Origin of the sequence: Pseudomonas sp. BT-42-2, assembly GCF_025847435.2 — a bacterium.
Taxonomy (GTDB): Bacteria; Pseudomonadota; Gammaproteobacteria; order Pseudomonadales; family Pseudomonadaceae; genus Aquipseudomonas; species Aquipseudomonas urmiensis.
Map to the genome: position 1 here is coordinate 22,096 of NZ_JAOYTM010000010.1, position 16,834 is coordinate 38,929.

Here is a 16,834-nt window from a genome sequence, read left to right on the forward strand (position 1 = left end):
TGGGTGGGCGGTATTGGGGCCGCTTTGCTGCGCAGCTGCCCGAAAAATTCATGCCTTGCCGCGAATCAAAGCGCGCAAGCCAAACCGATTCGGATGACAGGCTTCGGCCACCGCCCGAGGCACCGGCAACGGCTCGCCACAGACCCAAGCAGCAATCATCTCGCCGCTCAAGGGCGCTGTGATCAACCCCCGCGAGCCATGCCCACTGTTCACATACAACCCATCCAGCCAAGGACACTCCACCGCCGGCAGCTGCCGTGCATCCTTGCGCAACATGGCATACGCTTGCGCGAACGCCTGCGCATCGGCCAGCGGCCCGACAATCGGCAAATAATCCGGGCTGGTACACCTGAACGCCGCCCGCCCTTGCAGCGCTGCCGGATCCATCCCGGCCGTGCCCAGCCGCTGCGCCAGGTCAGTGGAAATCTCATCGAGCAACGTCAAGTTGCCTTGGTGTTCGGCAGTGCTCGGCGTCAGGTCTTCATTATGAAAATCAAAGCTGGCGCCCAGGGTGTGCTCATCCCCGCGCACCGGTGCCACATACCCTTCTGCACAGACCACGGTGCTCAGCTCACGGCTACTCGCGGTGGCCGGCAAACGGGTGATCTGCCCGCGGATACGCTTGAGTGGCAGGTCGGCGCAGGGGGCAAAGCGGCGCACATCTGCCGCGCCCGCCAGCACCACCAGTGGCGCGCTGGCCAGCAGCTGTTCGCCGTCCCAGGCGTGCCAAAGCCCATCGGCCTTGCGCAGTTCGATAACGTTCTGGTGCGTCAGCAACTGAATCAGCGGATGCTGCAGTTGCGCAGTGCACAGCGCGGGTGGATGAACCCAGCCACCCTCGGGATAGAACAAGCCGCCGCTGGCCAATTGCACACCGGCGACGGCCTCAGCCTGAGCCCGATCGAGCGAGTGCAGCAGGCTGCTGTCGAAGGCCGCTGCCAGCTTGGCCTGGCGTTCGGCCTCTTTAGCATCGAAGGCCAGTTGCAGCACGCCACAGCCATCCCAGTCCTGGCCGCGCTGCAACCGCTCGAGCCAGCGACGGGTGTAGCCGAAACCCGCCAGGATCATCTGCGACAGAGCAGTGCCATGGGCCGACAACTTCAGGTACAGGACACCTTGGGGATTGCCCGAGGCTTCCTGCGCCGGGGCTTGATGGCGCTCCAGCACATTGACCTGCCAGCCACGCGCGGCAAGGCTGGCGGCCGTGGCGCTACCGGCCAGGCCGGCGCCAATCACCAGGGCCCGGCGCGGCCCTTCGAGTGCCGGTGGGCGGGCGTACCAGGGCGCTACCTTCGTACTGGCTTGGCCAGTGAACTGGCCATGCATCACCTCCCACTTCTTACCCAGCCCTGGCACCTTTTTCATGCTGAACCCGGCTTCGATCAACCCACGGCGAACCCAGCCGGTGGTGGTGAAGGTGCCTAGGGTGGTGGCCGGGTGCGATAGGCGCGCAAGCTGGGCAAACAGCGCTGGGGTCCACATGTCGGGGTTTTTCGCCGGCGCGAAACCGTCGAGGAACCAGGCGTCGATCCGCGCATCGAGTTGCGGCAGTTGTTCCAGTACATCACCGATCATCAGCGTCAGGGTGACCCGGCCGCCGTCGAAACTGAACTGCTGGAAGCCCTGGTGCACGGCTATGTACTGCTCCAGTAGCGGCTGCCAGTAAGGCGCCAGATCCGGCCATAACTGCACGGCGCGGCTCAGATCGTCGTAGCTCAGCGGGTACTTCTCGACGCTGACGAAGTGCAGCCGCGCCTGGGCAGGAGCCTGCTCGGCGAACAGCTGCCAGGCGCAGAAGAAGTTCATACCGGTGCCAAAACCGGTTTCGCCGATGACCATGCAGCTGTGCACGGCCAATGCCGCGAAGCGCTCGCGCAGACGATTGCCTTCGATGAACACGTACTGGGTCTCGTTGACGCCCTCGTTGATCGAGAAGTACACGTCGTCGTAGTGCCGCGAATGCGGGCGGCCCTGGTCGTCCCAATCGATCTGGGCATGGCGGGGGAGGTGGGTGTCGGGCATGGTCGAATTCAGCTTCAAGTTGCAAGCGACAAGCTGCAAGAAAAAGCAGATGGTGGCACGGTTCGGTTTTTCTTGCAGCTTGTCGCTTGCAACTTGTAGCTGCGTTTCCGCTAGTCTTGTCATTCCATTGAAGGAGCCAGGCAAAGCCATGTTCGAATCTGCGGAAATCGGTCACAGCATCGACAAGGAGACCTTTGAAGCCGAAGTGCCCGCCCTGCGCGAGGCACTGCTCGAGGCTCAGTACGAACTCAAGCAGCAGTCGCGCTTTCCGGTGATCGTACTGATCAACGGCATCGAGGGCGCCGGCAAGGGCGAGACGGTCAAGCTGCTCAACGAGTGGATGGACCCGCGCCTGATCGATGTGCTGACCTTCGATCAGCAGACCGACGAGGAACTGGCCCGGCCGCCGGCCTGGCGCTATTGGCGCGCATTGCCGCCCAAGGGGCGGATGGGGGTGTTCTTCGGCAACTGGTACAGCCAGATGATCCAGGGCCGGGTGCATGGCCAGTTCAAGGATGCCGTGCTCGACCAGGCCATCGCTGGCGCCGAGCGGCTGGAGGAGATGCTTTGCGATGAAGGCGCGCTGATCATCAAGTTCTGGTTCCACCTCTCCAAGAAACAGATGAAAGCGCGCCTCAAGGCCCTGCGCGACGACCCGCTGCACAGCTGGCGGATCAGCCCGCTGGACTGGCAGCAGTCAGAAACCTACGACCGCTTCGTGCGCTTCGGCGAGCGGGTGCTGCGCCGCACCAGCCGCGACTTTGCTCCCTGGCATGTGATCGAAGGCTCCGACCCTCACTACCGTAGCCTGGCCGTGGGGCGCATCTTGCTCGAAAGCCTGCAAGCGGCGCTGGCAGTCGACCCCAAGGCCAAGCACAAGAGCAACGTCGCACCGCTTGGGCGCAGTATCGACAACCTCAACCTGATCGGCGCGCTGGACATGACCCGGCGCCTGGACAAGAAGGACTACCAGGAACAGTTGGTCACCGAACAAGCACGCCTGGCCGGGCTGTTGCGTGACAAGCACATGCGTCGGCATGCGTTGGTGGCGGTGTTCGAAGGTAACGACGCGGCGGGCAAGGGTGGGGCGATTCGCCGGGTAGCAGCGGCGCTCGACCCGCGCCAGTACCGCATCGTGCCGATTGCCGCGCCGACCGAGGAAGAGCGCGCCCAGCCGTATCTGTGGCGGTTCTGGCGGCATGTTCCGGCGCGGGGCAAGTTCACTATCTTCGATCGCTCCTGGTATGGGCGGGTATTGGTCGAGCGGGTCGAGGGCTTCTGCAGCCCAGCTGACTGGATGCGCGCCTATAGCGAGATCAACGACTTCGAAGAGCAGTTGAGCAACGCCGGCGTGGTGGTGGTCAAGTTCTGGCTGGCGATCGATCAGCAGACCCAGTTGGAGCGCTTCGAAGAGCGCGAGCAGATCCCGTTCAAGCGCTACAAGATCACCGAGGAAGACTGGCGCAACCGCGACAAGTGGGATGCCTATACCGAGGCGGTGGGCGATATGGTCGACCGCACCAGTACCGAGATCGCGCCGTGGACGCTGGTCGAGGCCAATGACAAGCGCTGGGCGCGGGTCAAGGTGCTGCGTACCATTAATGATGCGTTGGAGGCAGCGTTCGCCAAGGACAAGAAGTGATGGTGTCAGCGCTGGCCTCATCGCGGGGCAAGCCCGCTCCCACGCTGACGACCTCGGCAACGTGACATCGCGTGGGAGCGGGCTTGCCCCGCGATGAGGCCGTCACGAGCAGCCATGCCCTGTGGGAATGACCTGATGAATTCTTTTCCCGCCACTTTCCCCCAGCCACGCAGTCCAAGCCCTTAGAATCCACAGACCCGAACCAAGGGCTTGAACGAGGACGCTATGCATATCACTTCCGGACGCTGGGTCCATGGCCTGCTTTTGGCACTATTGACCGCGCTGCTCTGGGGCATCTTGCCGATCAAGCTCAAGCAAGTCCTGCAGGTCATGGATCCGGTGACCGTCACCTGGTATCGCCTGCTGGTATCAGGCGGCCTGCTGTTCGCCTGGCTAGCGGCCAATCGACGGCTGCCAACCTTTGCAGGCCTTGGCCGCAAGCGTCTGGGCTTGGTGGGCGTGGCCATCTGCGGCCTGTTGGGGAACTACGTGCTGTACCTGATCGGGCTGAAGCTGCTCAGCCCCGGCACCGCGCAACTGGTGGTGCAACTTGGCCCGGTGCTGCTGCTGGTGGCCAGCGTGTTCGTCTTCAAAGAGCGATTCAGCCTAGGGCAGGGCTTGGGTTTGCTGGTGCTGCTGATGGGCTTTGGCTTGTTCTTCAATCAGCGCCTGGAAGAACTGCTGACCTCGCTGGGTGCCTACACCACAGGTGTATTGACCATTTTGCTAGCGACCAGCATCTGGGTGTTTTATGCCCTGAGCCAGAAGCAGTTGCTCACTGTGTGGAACTCGCAGCAGGTGATGATGGTGATCTACCTGGGCTGCGCCGGCTTGCTGATGCCCTGGGTGCATCCGCTGGAGGCGCTGCAGTTGAGTCCGCTGCAGGGTTGGCTGTTGTTGGCCTGCTGCCTGAACACCCTGGTGGCCTACGGCGCGTTTGCCGAGGCGTTGGCCCACTGGGAGGCCTCGCGGGTGAGTGCGACCTTGGCCTTGACGCCGTTGGTGACCTTCGTTGCCGTGGCGCTGGCTGCGTGGCTGTGGCCGGACTACGTGCATGCCGAGGACATCAATGCCCTGGGTTATGTAGGGGCGGTGACGGTGGTGGCGGGGTCGGCGATGGTCGCCCTGGGGCCGTCGTTGGTGGCCGGCTGGCGGGCACGGCGGGCGCGTTTGGCTCAGGTGCATTGATTGCCTCGCCGGCCCTATCGCGGGGCAAGCCCGCTCCCACGAATTTTGTGTGATCCCCGTGGGAGCGGGCTTGTCCCGCGATAGCGCCAGTACAGGCAATACAGCTCTTTAGCCCTTGGCCCCCGGCGCCAGCATGTTTTCCGGCCGCACCCACTCATCGAACTGCTCGTTGCTCAGGTACTTCAACTCCAAGGCCGCCTCACGCAAGGTCTTGCCCTCGCTGTAAGCCTTCTTGGCGATCTCTGCCGCCCTGTCATAGCCAATATGCGGATTGAGCGCTGTCACCAGCATCAACCCGCGCTCCAGATGCGCCGCCATCTGCTCGGCATCCGGCTCGATCCCGGCCACGCAGTGCTGCTGGAAGTTGCGACAGCCATCGGCCAGCAACTCGATCGATTGCAACAGGTTATGAATGATCACCGGCTTGAACACGTTCAACTGCAGATGCCCTTGGCTGGCGGCAAAGCCAATCGCCGCGTCGTTGCCCAGCACCTGGCAGGCGAGCATCGACAACGCCTCGCATTGGGTTGGGTTGACCTTGCCGGGCATGATCGAACTGCCCGGCTCATTGGCCGGCAAGCGTACTTCGGCAAGCCCGGCACGTGGCCCAGAGCCGAGCAGGCGCAGGTCGTTGGCGATCTTCATCAAGGCCACCGCCAAGGTCTTCAGCGCGCCAGCCAGGCTGGTCAGCGGCTCGTGGCCGGCAAGGGCGGCAAACTTGTTCGGCGCCGTGACGAACGGCAGGCCGGACAGCGCCGCCAGTTCAGCTGCCACCGCCTCGGCAAAACCGTGCGGGGCGTTCAGGCCGGTGCCCACCGCCGTGCCGCCCTGGGCCAGTTCGCACACCGCCGGCAAGGTGGCGCGGATGGCGCGCTGGGCGTAGTCGAGCTGGGCGACGAAGGCCGATACCTCCTGGCCAAAGGTGATCGGCGTGGCGTCCATCATGTGCGTGCGGCCGGTCTTGACCAGATTGATGTGGCGCGCCGCCAGCTCGGCCAGCCCTGCGGACAATTCGGCAATCGCCGGCAGCAGCTTGTCGTGCACAGCCTGCGCCGCGGCGATGTTCATCGCGGTAGGGAAGCAGTCGTTGGAACTCTGCGAGCGGTTGACGTGATCGTTTGGGTGTACTGGCACTTTGCCGCCGCGGCCCTTGCCGGCCAGTTCGTTGCCGCGCCCGGCGATCACTTCGTTGACGTTCATGTTGCTCTGGGTGCCGCTGCCGGTCTGCCAGACGACCAGCGGAAACTGCTCGTCATGCTCGCCAGCGAGCACTTCGTCAGCGGCTTGCTCGATCAGCCGGGCGATGTCGGCCGGCAGGTCGCCATTGCGGTCGTTGACCCGCGCCGCGGCTTTCTTGATCAGCGCCAGGGCGTGCAACACGGCAAGCGGCATGCGCTCTTTACCGATGGCGAAGTTGATCAGCGAACGCTGGGTCTGTGCGCCCCAGTAAGCGTCCTCAGGAACTTCGACCTGACCCAGGCTGTCTGTCTCGATACGGCTCATGCTGCGTTCACTCCTTTGTCGTCTGAATCCGCAGTTTAGGCCCTGATTCGAAAGAGCGGTTCAATCGCTCGTCGTGCCACTTGAGTACAGCGCCCAGCGCGGCGCAGAATGCTCTACTCTGAGGTATCCGCCTCCCTCTCTTGAAGGATTTGCAATGACCCGTCTCCGTGTCCTCTGTGCCGCCGTCGCGCTGGCCTGTGCCAGCGGCCAGGTACTCGCCGCCACCCCTGCTCACAACCAAGCCGCCGAGAAATTCCTGACCCTGGCCAACGCTGACAAGTTGGGCACTCCGGTGTACATGCAGGTCCAGCAGATGTTTGCCCAGCGCTTCGAGCAGACCAAGGCGCCGGCGTCCAAGAAGTCCGTGCTCGACAGCTACCAGGCCAAGGCCAACGCCGCCCTGGACAACGCCATCGGTTGGAAAAAGCTGCAGCCGAAGATGGTCAGCCTGTACACCGCGACCTTCACCGAAAGCGAGCTCAAGGACCTGGTCAAGTTCTACGAGTCGCCGCTGGGTAAGAAAGTCCTGCGCGAAATGCCGAAGGTCACCCAGCAGTCGGCCCAGCTGACCCAGCAGAGCCTCGAGCCTGCGGTGCCTGTGGTCAACAAGCTGCTCGAAGACATGACCAAGGAGCTCGACCCCAACGCTGGCAAAGCGGCTCCCGCGAAAAAGTGAGTAACACCCGATGAGCATGCAGCAACGCATCGAGCAGCAACTGGCGCCGTTGGGCACCCAGCACCTTGAGGTGTTCAACGAGAGCCACATGCACAGCCGCGGCCAGGAAAGCCACTACAAGGCGGTGCTGGTCAGCGAGCAGTTCGCCGGCCTCAACAGCGTCAAGCGCCACCAGAAGGTCTACGCGACCATGGGCGACTTGATGGGCCAGATTCATGCCCTGGCGATTCATACCTACACCCCTGAAGAATGGGCCCAGGTTGGCGCTGCGCCAGCCTCGCCGGTCTGCGCGGGCGGCGGTCACTGAATCCTTGCGGTCATTCTGGTAAACTGCGCATCACCCGTGGGAGCGGGCTTGCCCGGCAATAGCGCCAATCGACGCTATCGCCGGGCAAGCCCGCTCCCACGTGCATTTATGATTCATCGTCAAATTGTCATTCCGGTCCGCCCCTTACGAGGGTGACCACCTGGAGAGAAGTGTTCATGTCCCAAGCTATCGTCGTGGCGGCGCTGTACAAGTTCGTCACCCTGGAAGACTACGTCGAGCTGCGCGAGCCGCTGCTCAAGGCCATGCTGGACAACGGCGTCAAAGGCACCTTGCTGCTGGCCCTAGAAGGCATCAACGGCACCGTGTCGAGCACCCGCGAAGGCATCGACGGCCTGCTCGCCTGGCTGCGCAACGATCCGCGCCTGATCGACGTTGACCACAAAGAATCCTACTGCGACGAGCAGCCGTTCTACCGCACCAAGGTCAAGCTGAAAAAAGAGATCGTCACCCTCGGCGTGCCGGGCGTGGACCCCAACCACAGGGTTGGCACCTACGTCGAGCCCAAAGACTGGAACGCGCTGATCAGCGACCCCGAAGTGCTGCTGATCGACACCCGCAACGACTACGAAGTGGCCATTGGCACCTTCAAGGGCGCGATCGACCCGAAGACCGAGACCTTCCGCGAGTTTCCCGACTACATCAAGGCCAACTTCGACCCCAGCAAGCACAAGAAGGTGGCGATGTTCTGCACCGGTGGCATCCGCTGCGAAAAAGCCTCCAGCTATATGCTCGGTGAAGGCTTCGAGGAGGTCTATCATCTTAAAGGTGGCGTGCTGAAGTACTTCGAGGAAGTGCCTCAGGAACAAAGCCTGTGGGACGGTGACTGCTTCGTCTTCGACAACCGGGTCACGGTGCGTCATGACCTGACCGAGGGCGAGTACGACCAGTGCCACGCTTGCCGCCATCCGATCAACGTGGAAGACCGTGCGTCCGAACACTACTCGCCAGGTGTCAGCTGCCCGCATTGCTGGGACAGCCTCAGCGAGAAGACCCGACGCAGCGCCATCGACCGGCAGAAACAGATCGAACTGGCCAAGGCGCGCAATCTGCCCCACCCGATCGGCTACAACTACAAAGCCGAGGCTTGATGCATGTCTGCACGCCTGCTGTATGTGATGGACCCGATGTGCTCCTGGTGCTGGGGCTTTGCGCCAGTGGCGCAGGCCCTGATCGCCCAGGCGCAAGACGCCGGCGTGCCGACCCGCCTGGTAGCCGGCGGTTTGCGCACTGGCAGCAGCGCGCTGGATGCCTCGACCCGTCGCTATATCCTTGAGCACTGGCAGGCCGTGGCCGAAGCGACGGGTCAGGCGTTTCGCTTCGACGGGGCGATGCCTGACGGCTTTGTCTACGACACCGAGCCTGCCTGCCGTGCCCTGGTCGCTGGGCGCGAGCTCGATGCCGAGCGGGCTTGGGGCCTGCTGGCGCTGATGCAGCGCGGCTTCTACGAGCACGGCCTGGACGTCACCCGTGCCCCGCAGTTGCTCGAGCTGGCCGAACAGGCCGGCTTTGACCGCGAACAGTTCTCTGCCAGCCTAGTCAGCAGCGAAACCCGCGCCGCTACCGCTGCCGACTTCAGTTGGGTGCAGGACCTGGGCATTGCTGGCTTCCCGACCCTGCTGGCCGAGCGCAATGGCCAGCTGGCACTGCTGACCAACGGCTACCAGCCGCTGGAGCGCTTGCAACCCTTGCTCGGCCGCTGGCTGCAGCAGGCCGCTTGTGCTTGATCTGCCAGGGTCGCCCGACCCTGTGCCGGGGAAACCTCACGCTGTGGCCGATCGACTGAGCTGGGCGGAAATCCGCCGCCTGGCCCTGCATCACCGCAAAGCCTTGTGGAGCGCCAACCTGGTGGCGGTGCTCGCAGCCTTGTGCAGCGTGCCGATCCCTTTGCTGCTGCCGCTGTTGGTCGACGAGGTGCTGCTGGGTAACGGTGACGCCGCGCTCAAGTGGATGAACAACCTGTTGCCGACCAACTGGCAGGTAGCGGCTGGTTACATCGGCCTGATGCTGGTGGCTACGTTGTGCCTGCGCCTGGCGGCGCTGGCGTTCAACGTGGTGCAGGCCAAGCTGTTTGCCGGCTTGGCCAAGGACATCGTCTACCGCCTGCGCATTCGCCTGATCGAGCGGCTCAAACGGATCTCGCTCAAGGAATACGAAAGCCTGGGTAGCGGCACCGTGACCACCCATCTGGTCACCGACCTGGATACCCTGGACAAGTTCGTCGGCGAGACCCTCAGTCGCTTCCTGGTAGCGGTGCTGACCTTGACCGGTACAGCAGCGATCCTGATCTGGATGCACTGGCAGCTGGCCTTGCTGATTCTGCTGTTCAACCCGCTGGTGATCTACTTCACTGTGCAGCTGGGCAAGCGGGTCAAGCACCTGAAGAAGCTGGAAAACGACAGCACCGCACGCTTTACCCAGGCGCTGACCGAAACCCTCGATGCCATCCAGGAAATCCGCGCTGGCAACCGCCAGGGCTATTTTCTCGGGCGTCTTGGCCTGCGCGCTCGGGAAGTGCGCGACTACGCGGTGGCCTCGCAATGGAAAAGCGACGCCAGCGGGCGGGCCAGCGGCTTGTTGTTCCAGTTCGGTATCGACATCTTCCGCGCCGCGGCGATGCTCACGGTGCTGTTCTCGGACCTGTCGATCGGGCAGATGCTGGCCGTGTTCAGCTACCTGTGGTTCATGATTGGCCCGGTCGAGCAGTTGCTCAACCTGCAGTACGCCTACTATGCCGCAGGCGGCGCGCTGAGCCGGCTCAACGAACTGCTGGCGCGCGATGACGAGCCGCAGTACCCGGCTGCCACTGACCCGTTCAGCGGCCGCGAAACCGTGGCAATCGAGGTGCGCGACCTGCGCTTTGCCTATGCCGACGAGCCGGTGCTGGAGCATCTGGACTTATCCATTGCCCCCGGCGAGAAGGTCGCCATCGTCGGTGCCAGCGGCGGCGGCAAGAGCACCCTGGTGCAGTTGCTGCTGGGCCTGTATACCGCGCAAGCCGGCACCATCCGCTTTGGCGGCGCGAGCTTGCAGGAGATCGGTCTGGAGACCCTGCGGGAGAACGTCGCAGTCGTGCTGCAGCATCCTTCGCTGTTCAACGACACGGTGCGCGCCAACCTGACCATGGGCCGCGAATGCAGTGATGAGGCCTGCTGGCAGGCGCTGCGCATTGCCCAGCTCGACACCACCATCGCCGCCTTGCCGCAAGGGCTGGACAGCGTAGTAGGGCGTTCAGGCGTGCGCTTGTCGGGAGGTCAGCGCCAGCGTCTGGCGATTGCCCGGATGGTCTTGGCCGAACCTAAGGTGGTGATCCTCGACGAAGCGACCTCGGCGCTGGATGCCGCAACCGAGTACAACTTGCACCAGGCGTTGGCGCGCTTCCTCAGTGGCCGCACCACGCTGATCATCGCTCACCGCCTCTCTGCGGTGAAACAAGCCGATCGGGTATTGGTATTCGATGGCGGGCATGTGGCCGAGGATGGCGATCATCAGCAACTGATTGCCGAAGGTGGGTTGTATGCCAAGTTGTACGGGCATTTGCAGCAGACCTGAGTTTTTCTGTGGTTAGTTTGGCCTCATCGCACCGCGGTGACTTGTCGCGAGGAGGCCCGACTAGACGCTACAAATCTCTGTTATGGCGTTACTAAAATCCCTCCACGCAGATGGCAAATGGCCTACGCTAGTGCTTGTCTGGGTTGATTCGTGCCTTATCTGCCGCAGTGACAGGGAATCCATGAAGGGAATTCGTACTCTAGAAGCGCCAAAGCTATTGGGCATCATCTGGCCCTTTGTCGCGGTTGTCATTTTCCAGGTCTTGCTGGGCAGCCTCAGCCTCTACACGCTTTCGGCGGTACGCGCCTATGTGGCAGGGGAGAGCCTCTGGTCCAAGGCGCAAAAAGACGCCATCTATTACCTCAACCTGTACGCCGAAAGCCCAAGCGAACGCATTTTCCAACGCTATCGCCAGGCCATTGCCGTGCCACAGGGCGACCACGAGCTGCGCCTGGCGCTCGACCAGCTTAATCCTGACCTCGATGCTGCGCGGGCGGGCATCCTGCAGGGCGGCAATCACCCTGATGACGTCACCCGGATCATCTGGTTCTATCGCAACTTTCGTCACATCAGCTACATGGAAACGGCCATTTCCTATTGGGATATCGGCGATGACTACTTGCGCCAACTGGATATCCTCGCCAATGAGATGCGTACAGGGTTCGCCAGTGGTCAGCCAGATCCTGAGCAGATAAGTGCCTGGAAGGCGCGCATCGTCAATATCAACGAGGGCGTGACGCCAGCGGCCAAGGCCTTCAGTGATGCCCTGGGTGAAGGCTCGCGGGTGCTGCTCAAGGTCCTGCTGATCACCAACCTGCTCACCGCGTTGTTTCTCATCACCATGGCTTGGCGCCGTTCAAGCAAACTGCTGGCCCAGCGCCAGGCTTTCGCCAGTGCCTTGCAGGCCGAGCGCGAACGGGCGCAGATCACCTTGGAGTCGATTGGCGATGCGGTGATCACGGCCGATGTCGAAGGCAATATCGTCTTCATGAACCCGGCCGCCGAGCAGTTGACCCACTGGCAGGCCGAGCCGGCCCATGGCCTGCCGTTGACAGCCTTGTTCAGCCTGGTCGATGAACACAGCGTTGACGACGCCCGCAGTCTGGTCGAGCAAGTGCTCAGCGGTAGCCTCAAAGGCGGTGCCGAACACGCCCGTTTGATCCAGCGCCTGGATGGCAGCACCGTGTCGATCAACCTGGTCGGCTCGCCGATCGTCAGTGCTGGCAAAGTCAGCGGCATCGTGCTGGTGCTGCACGACATGACCCAGGAGCGCCAATACATCGCCAACCTGTCCTGGCAGGCGACCCACGACGCCCTGACCGGTCTGGCCAACCGCCGCGAATTCGAATACCGCCTGGAACAAGCGCTCAATAGCTTGGCGCGCCAGGCTGGGCGGCATTCGCTGATGTTCCTCGATCTGGATCAGTTCAAGCTGGTCAACGACACCTGCGGCCATGCTGCTGGCGATGAGCTGCTGCGGCACATCTGCGCCGTGTTGCAGTCGGGTTTGCGCGAGGGCGATACCCTGGCGCGCCTGGGGGGTGACGAGTTTGGTGTGTTGCTGGAAAACTGCCCGGCGGAGCAGGCCGAGCGCATCGCCGAGCATCTGCGCCAGCTGGTCCAGAGCCTGCATTTTGTCTGGAAAGGCCGCCCGTTCATTACCACCGTGAGTATTGGCCTGGTGCACATGGCCCAGGCGCCGAGCACCCTGGAAGCTTCGCTACGGGCCGCCGACATGGCTTGCTACATGGCCAAGGAGAAGGGGCGCAACCGGGTGCAGGTCTATCACGCCGATGACAGCGAGTTGTCCATGCGCTTTGGCGAAATGGCCTGGATCCAGCGCCTGCACGTTGCCTTGGAAGAAAACCGCTTCTGCCTGTATGCCCAGGAAATCGCGCCTTTGAGCTACCAGGAAGGGCCGGGGCATATCGAGATTCTGCTCAGGTTGCACGACGAGAGCGGACGCACGGTGATGCCGGATAGCTTCATCCCGGCGGCTGAGCGTTATGGGCTGATGACCGCGCTGGATCGCTGGGTGGTGCGCAATGTGTTCCAGATTATTCGCCAGTGCCTGGACGAGGACCGCGGCGGGCCGCTGGCCATGTGCGCGATCAACCTGTCCGGTTCGAGCATTGGCGATGACAAATTCCTTGAATATTTGCAGCGGCTGTTCGGCGAGTTCGACATCCCGCCGCGGCTGATTTGCTTTGAAATTACCGAAACCAGCGCGATTGCCAATCTGGGTAGCGCGATTCGCTTCATCAACGAATTGAAGGGATTGGGCTGCCGGTTCTCCTTGGATGACTTCTGCGCCGGAATGTCGTCATTCGCTTATTTGAAGCATTTACCCGTCGACTTCCTGAAGATCGACGGAAGTTTCGTAAAAGATATGCTGGACGATCCGATCAATCGCGCTATGGTGGAGGTGATCAACCACATCGGCCACGTCATGGGTAAACGGACGATTGCCGAGTTTGTCGAGACTCCATTGATCGAGCAGGCCCTGCAGGAAATCGGCGTGGACTACGCCCAGGGCTACTTGATCGAGCGGCCGCAGGTATTCACCTGCGACAGCCTGCAACGCCAGCGGATTGCTGCAAGGCCACTGCTGCAAAGGGCACCAGGAACGTTTCGCTGAAGGTCGTTCGAAAAATCACAAGGAATCAAGGAGCTGACAGTGATTGATACATTCGTTCGGATCGGGCCATTGATGGATCCCGCCAGTTACCCGCAGTGGGCGCAACAAATGATCGAAGACTGCCGTGAAAGCAAGCGGCGGGTGGTCGAGCACGAATTCTATCAGCGCCTGCGCGATGGCCAACTCAGGCCGGCGACCATTCGCCAGTACCTGATTGGCGGCTGGCCGGTGGTCGAGCAATTCTCCTTGTACATGGCGCACAACCTGACCAAGACCCGCTTCGCCCGCCATCCCGGCGAAGACATGGCGCGGCGTTGGTTGATGCGCAATATCCGCGTCGAGCTCAACCATGCTGATTACTGGGTGCACTGGTGCCACGCCCATGGCGTCACCCTGAGTGATCTGCAGGCGCAGGACGTGCCGCCTGAGCTCAATGGCCTGAACGATTGGTGCTGGCGGGTGTGCGCCACCGAGTCGCTGGCCATTGCCATGGCGGCGACCAACTATGCCATCGAGGGTGCGACCGGGGAGTGGTCGGCGGTGGTGTGTGCGGGCGATACCTATGCCCAGGGCTTCCCTGAAGAGACCCGCAAGCGCGCCATGAAGTGGCTGAAGATGCATGCCCAGTATGACGATGCGCATCCGTGGGAGGCGCTGGAGATCATTTGCACGCTGGTCGGGGAGAATCCCACCCCGCTGTTACGCGCCGAGCTGAGGCGGGCGGTGTGCAAGAGCTATGACTGCATGTACCTGTTCCTGGAGCGCTGCATGCAGCTGGAGCAGCGTCAGGCAGGGCGGACTCGGTTGGGCTTGGCGGCGGGCTGAAGGATTGCTGTTGCCTGTATAGGCCTCTTCGCGGGCAAGCCCGCTCCCACAGGGCTTTGTTGCGTAACAACAATCCTAGGAGTGTCGCCTGCGGCCCTCTCACAGGCACAGCGCAGCCAAATGGGCTGCTCGCTATCCCTGTGGGGAGCGGGCTTGCCCGCGAAGAGGCCAGTGAAGGTAGCCGAGATTACTGGGCGTTCAGCGCCTGCCCATTCACATCCTTGCTATCTGGCCCCATCAGGTACAGATATACCGGCATGATCTCTTCAGGCAGCGGATTATCCTGCGGATTCTCGCTCGGATAGGCCAGCGCGCGCATGGCGGTGCGGGTCGCCCCTGGGTTGATGCTGTTGGAGCGTACCGGCGCCACGTTTTCCAGCTCGTCGGCCAAGGTCTGCATCAGCCCTTCGGTAGCGAACTTCGACACCCCGTACGCACCCCAGTAAGCCCGGCCCTTGCGGCCAACGCTGCTGGAGGTGAACACCACCGAAGCATCTTCGGACAGCTTGAGCAGCGGCAGCAGGGTGCTGGTGAGCATGAACGTGGCATTGACGTTGATGTGCATCACGCGCATGAAGTTGTCACCCGACAGCTGCTCGAGCGGGGTGCGCGGGCCGATGATCGAGGCATTGTTGAGCAGGCCGTCGAGGCGACCAAACTCTTTCTCGATCATCACCGCCAGCTCGTCGTACTGGTGGGGCAGGGCAGTTTCCAGGTTGAACGGGACCACTACGGGCTCAGGGTGGCCGGCGGCGACGATTTCATCATAGACCTGGTTGAGATTGGCTTCGGTCTTGCCCAGCAGCAGGACGGTGGCGCCAAGGGCGGCGTAGGCCTTGGCGGCAGCGGCTCCGATGCCACGGCCAGCGCCGGTGACCAGGATGACCCGGCCTTTGAGCAGGTCGGGGCGGGCGGTGTAGTCGAACATGAGGTCTGTCCTTCGAATTCAGTAAGGCCGCACATCTGCGTGGGAGCGGGCTTGCCCGGCGATAGCATCCTGGCGGACAAGCCCGCTCCCATCCAGCTCGCGAATCCCTTTAAGAGTAATCAGCAGCCGCAAAGCGCGCTGTCGAGCACCTTGCGCAGCTCCAGCGGGTGGTCCACCACCACGTCTGCACCCCAGTTGTTGGGGTTGTCCTGAGGATGAATATAGCCATAGCGCACTGCCGCCGTACGGGTACCGGCGTCGCGGCCAGACTCGATGTCGCGCAGGTCATCGCCGACGAACAAGACGCTGGCCGGGTCCAGGTCCAGGGTCTTGCAGGCCAGGATCAGCGGCTCAGGGTCAGGCTTGCTGTTCTTCACATGGTCCGGGCAGATCAACAACGCCGAACGCTCGGCCAGGCCCAGGCGCTGCATGATCGGCTCGGCGAAGCGCACCGGCTTGTTGGTCACCACACCCCAGATAAGGCCGCCTTTTTCGATGTCGGCCAACAGTTCGCCCATGCCATCGAACAGCTTGCTGTGCACGGCACAATCTCGCTGATAGCGCTCGAGGAACTCCAGGCGCAGGGCCTCGAAGCCTTCTTCTTGCGGGTCCATGGCGAACGTCGCAGCGACCATCGCCCGGGCGCCGCCGGAGATCACGTCGCGGATCAGTTTGTCGTCAATGGCAGGCAGCCCGCGCTCGGCGAGCATGGCCTGGCAGATGGCGATGAAGTCCGGCGCGGTGTCCAGCAGCGTGCCGTCCATGTCGAAGAGTACTGCTCGCAAACGCATGCTCATTCCTCGCGCAGGGTCTGGATCATGTAGTTGACGTCAACGTCGCTGCTCAGCTTGTAGTGCTTGGTCAGCGGGTTGTAGGTCAGGCCGATGATGTCTTTGACTTCCAGGCCGGCCACGCGGCTCCAGGCGCCGAGCTCCGACGGGCGGATGAATTTCTTGAAGTCGTGGGTGCCGCGCGGGAGCATCTTGAGGATGTACTCGGCGCCGATGATCGCCAGCAGGTAGGCCTTGGGGTTGCGGTTGATGGTGGAGAAGAACACCTGGCCGCCCGGCTTGACCATGCGGTAGCAGGCGCGGATTACCGACGATGGGTCGGGCACGTGCTCGAGCATCTCAAGGCAGGTGACCACGTCGAACTGCTCGGGCATTTCTTCTGCCAGGGCCTCGGCGGTGATCTGCCGGTATTCGACTTCGACGCCCGATTCCAGCTGGTGCAGCTGGGCCACGGCCAGCGGTGCTTCGCCCATGTCGATGCCAGTCACAGTGGCGCCGCGCTGGGCCATGGCTTCGCTGAGGATGCCGCCGCCGCAGCCGACGTCGAGTACCTTCTTGCCGGCCAGGCTGACGCGTTCATCGATCCAGTTCACGCGCAGCGGGTTGATGTCGTGCAGCGGCTTGAACTCGCTCTCGCGGTCCCACCAGCGGTGAGCCAGGGCCTCGAATTTGGCGATTTCGGCGTGGTCGACGTTGCTCATTGAACAAATCCTCTGAATCTTCGATGAAAGGTGTCACATTGCG

14 protein-coding genes are annotated in these 16,834 nt (G+C 62.6%); 9 read left to right on the forward strand and 5 right to left on the reverse strand.

Annotated features, from left to right (window positions below):
* Window positions 1-48: 48 nt before the first annotated feature.
* Window positions 49-2,022, reverse strand: coding sequence for a bifunctional tRNA (5-methylaminomethyl-2-thiouridine)(34)-methyltransferase MnmD/FAD-dependent 5-carboxymethylaminomethyl-2-thiouridine(34) oxidoreductase MnmC (gene mnmC, locus OIU19_RS11870; protein WP_264235157.1), 1,974 nt, complete (start codon window positions 2,020-2,022; stop codon window positions 49-51).
* A gap of 148 nt (window positions 2,023-2,170) precedes the next feature.
* On the opposite strand from mnmC, the gene pap reads away from it, so the two are divergent.
* Together pap and OIU19_RS11880 are read left to right on the forward strand one after the other, a co-directional pair.
* Complete coding sequence (pap, locus tag OIU19_RS11875) at window positions 2,171-3,664, forward strand: polyphosphate:AMP phosphotransferase (RefSeq protein ID WP_264235158.1); 1,494 nt, start codon at window positions 2,171-2,173, stop codon at window positions 3,662-3,664.
* A 225-nt stretch (window positions 3,665-3,889) separates the two neighbouring features.
* Window positions 3,890-4,852 (forward strand): DMT family transporter, encoded by a 963-nt coding sequence (locus tag OIU19_RS11880; RefSeq protein WP_264235159.1) that lies wholly within the window; start codon window positions 3,890-3,892, stop codon window positions 4,850-4,852.
* Window positions 4,853-4,960: 108 nt separating this feature from the next.
* Here the strand turns inward: OIU19_RS11880 and OIU19_RS11885 are convergent, their stop codons facing one another.
* Window positions 4,961-6,355 carry a class II fumarate hydratase gene (locus tag OIU19_RS11885; RefSeq protein ID WP_264235161.1) on the reverse strand — a complete coding sequence of 465 codons (1,395 nt, stop codon included), beginning with the start codon at window positions 6,353-6,355 and terminating at the stop codon, window positions 4,961-4,963.
* Between the two features lie 154 nt (window positions 6,356-6,509).
* Here OIU19_RS11885 and OIU19_RS11890 point away from each other — a divergent pair, with 154 nt between their 5' ends.
* From OIU19_RS11890 to OIU19_RS11920, 7 genes are all read left to right on the forward strand, one after another.
* Window positions 6,510-7,031 carry a DUF2059 domain-containing protein gene (locus tag OIU19_RS11890; protein ID WP_264235162.1) on the forward strand — a complete coding sequence of 174 codons (522 nt, stop codon included), beginning with the start codon at window positions 6,510-6,512 and terminating at the stop codon, window positions 7,029-7,031.
* A gap of 10 nt (window positions 7,032-7,041) precedes the next feature.
* Complete coding sequence (locus OIU19_RS11895; protein ID WP_186554744.1) at window positions 7,042-7,338, forward strand: BolA family transcriptional regulator; 297 nt, start codon at window positions 7,042-7,044, stop codon at window positions 7,336-7,338.
* Between the two features lie 176 nt (window positions 7,339-7,514).
* Window positions 7,515-8,447: a rhodanese-related sulfurtransferase gene (locus OIU19_RS11900; RefSeq protein ID WP_264235163.1), complete on the forward strand. Its 933-nt coding sequence runs from the start codon at window positions 7,515-7,517 to the stop codon at window positions 8,445-8,447.
* A 3-nt stretch (window positions 8,448-8,450) separates the two neighbouring features.
* Window positions 8,451-9,083, forward strand: coding sequence for a DsbA family protein (locus tag OIU19_RS11905; RefSeq protein ID WP_264235164.1), 633 nt, complete (start codon window positions 8,451-8,453; stop codon window positions 9,081-9,083).
* Entirely contained in the window at window positions 9,076-10,908 is a 1,833-nt protein-coding gene (locus OIU19_RS11910; RefSeq protein ID WP_264235165.1) for an ABC transporter ATP-binding protein, read from the forward strand. The genes OIU19_RS11905 and OIU19_RS11910 overlap by 8 nt, the downstream gene beginning before the upstream one ends.
* Window positions 10,909-11,089: 181 nt before the next feature.
* Window positions 11,090-13,546 carry an EAL domain-containing protein gene (locus OIU19_RS11915; RefSeq protein ID WP_264235166.1) on the forward strand — a complete coding sequence of 819 codons (2,457 nt, stop codon included), beginning with the start codon at window positions 11,090-11,092 and terminating at the stop codon, window positions 13,544-13,546.
* Between the two features lie 39 nt (window positions 13,547-13,585).
* The gene (locus OIU19_RS11920) at window positions 13,586-14,371 is read left to right on the forward strand and encodes a TenA family transcriptional regulator (protein ID WP_264235167.1); all 786 of its coding nucleotides are present in this window, start codon (window positions 13,586-13,588) and stop codon (window positions 14,369-14,371) included.
* Window positions 14,372-14,558: 187 nt separating this feature from the next.
* Here OIU19_RS11920 and OIU19_RS11925 read toward each other — a convergent pair whose 3' ends face one another.
* The 3 genes from OIU19_RS11925 to ubiG all read right to left on the reverse strand — a co-directional run bounded on the left by OIU19_RS11925 (window position 14,559) and on the right by ubiG (window position 16,791).
* Complete coding sequence (locus OIU19_RS11925; RefSeq protein ID WP_264235168.1) at window positions 14,559-15,299, reverse strand: YciK family oxidoreductase; 741 nt, start codon at window positions 15,297-15,299, stop codon at window positions 14,559-14,561.
* A gap of 119 nt (window positions 15,300-15,418) precedes the next feature.
* Window positions 15,419-16,090, reverse strand: a complete 672-nt coding sequence (gene mupP, locus OIU19_RS11930) for an N-acetylmuramic acid 6-phosphate phosphatase MupP (RefSeq protein ID WP_264235169.1) — start codon at window positions 16,088-16,090, stop codon at window positions 15,419-15,421.
* Between the two features lie 2 nt (window positions 16,091-16,092).
* Complete coding sequence (gene ubiG, locus OIU19_RS11935; RefSeq protein ID WP_264235171.1) at window positions 16,093-16,791, reverse strand: bifunctional 2-polyprenyl-6-hydroxyphenol methylase/3-demethylubiquinol 3-O-methyltransferase UbiG; 699 nt, start codon at window positions 16,789-16,791, stop codon at window positions 16,093-16,095.
* Window positions 16,792-16,834: the final 43 nt, after the last annotated feature.

What these genes read in the sequence shown, in the direction of transcription:
- mupP (WP_264235169.1), bottom strand. Translation starts at nt 16,090, where the DNA reads ATGCGTTTGCGAGCAGTACTCTTCGACATGGACGGCACGCTGCTGGAC.
- ubiG (WP_264235171.1), bottom strand. Translation starts at nt 16,791, where the DNA reads ATGAGCAACGTCGACCACGCCGAAATCGCCAAATTCGAGGCCCTGGCT.
- OIU19_RS11900 (WP_264235163.1), top strand. Translation starts at nt 7,515, where the DNA reads ATGTCCCAAGCTATCGTCGTGGCGGCGCTGTACAAGTTCGTCACCCTG.
- OIU19_RS11915 (WP_264235166.1), top strand. Translation starts at nt 11,090, where the DNA reads ATGAAGGGAATTCGTACTCTAGAAGCGCCAAAGCTATTGGGCATCATC.
- mnmC (WP_264235157.1), bottom strand. Translation starts at nt 2,022, where the DNA reads ATGCCCGACACCCACCTCCCCCGCCATGCCCAGATCGATTGGGACGAC.
- OIU19_RS11880 (WP_264235159.1), top strand. Translation starts at nt 3,890, where the DNA reads ATGCATATCACTTCCGGACGCTGGGTCCATGGCCTGCTTTTGGCACTA.
- OIU19_RS11885 (WP_264235161.1), bottom strand. Translation starts at nt 6,355, where the DNA reads ATGAGCCGTATCGAGACAGACAGCCTGGGTCAGGTCGAAGTTCCTGAG.
- OIU19_RS11905 (WP_264235164.1), top strand. Translation starts at nt 8,451, where the DNA reads ATGTCTGCACGCCTGCTGTATGTGATGGACCCGATGTGCTCCTGGTGC.
- OIU19_RS11895 (WP_186554744.1), top strand. Translation starts at nt 7,042, where the DNA reads ATGAGCATGCAGCAACGCATCGAGCAGCAACTGGCGCCGTTGGGCACC.
- pap (WP_264235158.1), top strand. Translation starts at nt 2,171, where the DNA reads ATGTTCGAATCTGCGGAAATCGGTCACAGCATCGACAAGGAGACCTTT.
- OIU19_RS11925 (WP_264235168.1), bottom strand. Translation starts at nt 15,299, where the DNA reads ATGTTCGACTACACCGCCCGCCCCGACCTGCTCAAAGGCCGGGTCATC.
- OIU19_RS11890 (WP_264235162.1), top strand. Translation starts at nt 6,510, where the DNA reads ATGACCCGTCTCCGTGTCCTCTGTGCCGCCGTCGCGCTGGCCTGTGCC.